4 protein-coding genes are annotated in these 3,061 nt (G+C 66.6%); 3 read left to right on the forward strand and 1 reads right to left on the reverse strand.

Translation table 11 applies throughout. The features are described from left to right. A partial coding sequence (locus tag WAW85_RS12045) for a type II toxin-antitoxin system VapB family antitoxin (RefSeq protein ID WP_422559849.1) occupies positions 1-443 on the reverse strand: 443 nt, incomplete at its 3' end. Positions 444-558: 115 nt separating this feature from the next. On the opposite strand from WAW85_RS12045, the gene hrcA reads away from it, so the two are divergent. The 3 genes from hrcA to WAW85_RS12060 all read left to right on the forward strand — a co-directional run. Next, positions 559-1,596 (forward strand): heat-inducible transcriptional repressor HrcA, encoded by a 1,038-nt coding sequence (gene hrcA / locus WAW85_RS12050; RefSeq protein ID WP_422559850.1) that lies wholly within the window; start codon positions 559-561, stop codon positions 1,594-1,596. A 26-nt stretch (positions 1,597-1,622) separates the two neighbouring features. Then, positions 1,623-2,768: a molecular chaperone DnaJ gene (gene dnaJ / locus WAW85_RS12055; RefSeq protein WP_422559851.1), complete on the forward strand. Its 1,146-nt coding sequence runs from the start codon at positions 1,623-1,625 to the stop codon at positions 2,766-2,768. After that, positions 2,765-3,061, forward strand: a 297-nt coding sequence (locus WAW85_RS12060) for an RNA methyltransferase PUA domain-containing protein (RefSeq protein ID WP_422559852.1), incomplete at its 3' end; no start/stop codon positions are given. The genes dnaJ and WAW85_RS12060, both read left to right, overlap by 4 nt.

The raw sequence follows: 3,061 nt of genomic DNA on the forward strand, positions 1-3,061 counted from the left end.
CCGCGGGAGGGTCGGGCGCGGCGCGGGTTGGCCGGGCGCGCCGAGGTAGGCGGCAACTGGTCGGTGGCGCCCATCGGGATCGCGAAGGAATTGGCGGTGCCGACTGCGTCGCTGGTGGCGACCGGGATGGCGCCGCCGCTGCCGATCACCTCGTCGAGGTCGAGCAGCCGGGCGTGCACGATGGTGCGGTTCCGCAGCGCTGAACGGACGGCGCGGTGCAGCCCGTCCTCCAGATAGAGTTCTCCTTGATAGTGCACGACATGCGCGAACAGGTCGCCGTAGAAGGTGGAATCCTCCGACAGCAGCTTGTCGAGCGCAAGCACTGTCGTCACCGTGTTGAGCTGGTCCAGCCGGAACTGCCGCGGCGGGATCTGCGCCCATTCCCGGGGCGTCAGACCCAGAGCAGGATATGGCCGACCCTCCTGGACGCCCTTGAAGATCATGCGGTGTCGGTCCTTCCGGTCCATTCACTAGAATTACTACGAGTCCGGCGATTCGCACTGCACACCGGCCGTCAGTACGACCACTGTAAGCACATTGTGTGAGGGAGGTGCCCAAGTGTCGACCACCGATGATCGGCGTTTCGAGATTCTGCGTGCCATCGTCACCGATTTTGTCGCAACACATGAGCCGATCGCGTCTAAAGCGCTGGTCGATCGCCATCGGCTCGGGGTCTCCAGCGCCACGGTCCGCAGCGATATGGCGGTGCTCGAGGCCGAAGGTTTGATCGTGCAGCCGCACACCAGTTCCGGCCGGGTGCCCACGGACAAGGGCTATCGAGTCTTTGTCGACCGCATCAATGAGGTCAAGCCGCTGTCGCCGTCGGAACGACGAGCCATCCTGAACTTCCTCGATACCGCCGTCGACCTCGACGACGTGCTGCGTCGCAGTGTCCGACTGCTCGCCGAGCTGACCAATCAGGTCGCGGTGATCCAGTATCCGGTGCTCTCGTCGGCGCGCGTGCGCCACCTGGAAGTGGTCGCGCTCGGCCCGCAGCGTCTGCTGCTGGTGGTCATCACCGATACCGGCCGGGTGGAGCAGCGGATGATGACGCTCACCGAGCCGCTCGACGACGGCGTGCTCGCCCAGGTGCGCCATCTGTTCGGCACCGCGCTGGACGGTAAGAGGCTGAACGAGGCGACCGCGGCGGTGGCCATGCTCACCGACACCGCGCCGCCGGAATTGGCGCGTCCCATTCTGGAGATCGCGACCGTGCTGATCGAAACCCTGGTGGAGCGCCCCGAAGATCGACTGGTGTTGGGCGGGACGTCGAACCTGGCACGCAGCGCCGGGGACTTTGCGCCGGCGACCGGCGGAATGGACTCGGTGCTTGAGGCGTTGGAAGAACAGGTTGTGATCCTGCGGTTACTCTCCCATGCCCGCAAGAACAGTCACGTCACCGTGCAGATTGGCGAGGAGACGCTGGTGGAGAACCTGCGTAGCACGTCGGTGGTCTCCACCGGGTACGGTGCTTCGGGCAATGTATTCGGTGGCGTCGGCGTGGTGGGACCGACCCGGATGGACTACCCGGGGACCATGGCGGCGGTGGCTGCCGTAGCCCGATACGTCGGCGAAGTGCTCGCCGACCGCAGTTGAGAAGTTGAGCAAAGGAAGTCTTTCGCGTGGCGCGTGACTACTACGGAATCCTCGGCCTGTCCCGGGGTGCAACCGAGCAGGAGATCAAACGGTCGTATCGTCGGCTGGCTCGTGAGTTGCACCCGGATGTCAATCCGAGCGAAGAAGAGCGGTTCAAAGAGATCACCACCGCCTACGGCGTGCTCTCCGATCCGGAGAAGCGTCGCATCGTCGACGCTGGCGGTGATCCGCTGGCCGGTCCGAGCGGTATGGGGGGTGGATTCAGTGGCGACTTCGGCGGCCTGGGTGACATCTTCAGCACCATTTTCGGTGGTGGGGGCGGCGGCTTCGGTGGCCGCGGACCGCGCGGGCGGGTGCGGCCGGGCGAGCGCGGCTACGCGAAGGTGACGCTCGATCTGGAGGAGATCGCCGCCGGCACCGAACGCGAGATCCCCATCAACACGGCGGTGCTCTGCGAGACCTGCCATGGCGCGGGCACCCGCGACGAGTCGCGGCCGGTCACCTGTCAGACCTGTAAGGGGCACGGCGAGATCCAGTCGGTGCAGCGGTCGATCCTCGGCAACGTGATGTCGGTCCGTGAATGTCCGGAATGCCGCGGTGCTGGCGAAGTGATCCCCGATCCGTGCCTCAGCTGTGGCGGCGACGGCCGGGTCCGCGCGCAGCGCACCCTGACCGTCCAGATCCCGGCAGGTGTCGAGAACGGCATGAACGTGCGTTTAGCCGGGCAGGGTGAAGTGGGTCCGGGCGGCGGTCCAGCCGGCGATCTTTTCGTCGAAATCCGCGAGAAGTCCGACGATGTCTTCGTTCGCGACAAGGATGACCTGCACTGCACCGTTCGGGTGCCGATCGCCGACGCCGCCCTCGGTGCGCAGATCGAGGTGCCCAGCGTGCTGGGCAGCACCGCGACCGTCCACATCGACCCCGGCACGCAGCCGGGTGCGGTCGTCACGGTCAAGGGCAAAGGCATTCCGCACCTGAACACCGGCCTGCGCGGGCATTTGCATGCGCACCTGGAAGTAGTCGTACCGACCAAGGTCGACTCGGCTACCGCTGATCTGCTGCGCCAATTGAAGGAGACCACCACCGACGACGTCGAGTTGGTGACGGCCGCCTCGAAGGGCGCCTCCGGCGGCGTCTTCTCGCGATTGCGCAATGTCTTCGCCGGTCGATGACGCCGCCGGTCTTCTGGGTCGACGAGGTCCCGCGCGCCGGAGCGAGTGCGTTGGTGACCGGTCCGGAGGGCCGTCACGCCGTCACGGTGACCCGTCTGAAGGCGGGCGAACCGGTGATCCTGGGCGATGGGCGGGGTACCCGGGCCGAGGCCGTCGTCACCGAGGTGTCCGGCAAGGACCGGCTGGCCGTCCGGGCCGGTCGCGTGGAGTTCGTGGCGCGACCGAAACCGCTGGTGACGATCGTCCAGGCCCTGCCGAAAGCTGAGCGCGCCGAGCTAGCCGTCGACTTGATG

The sequence above is a fragment of the Gordonia sp. (in: high G+C Gram-positive bacteria) genome, from assembly GCF_049299075.1.
In the GTDB taxonomy this organism is placed as follows: Bacteria; Actinomycetota; Actinomycetes; order Mycobacteriales; family Mycobacteriaceae; genus Gordonia.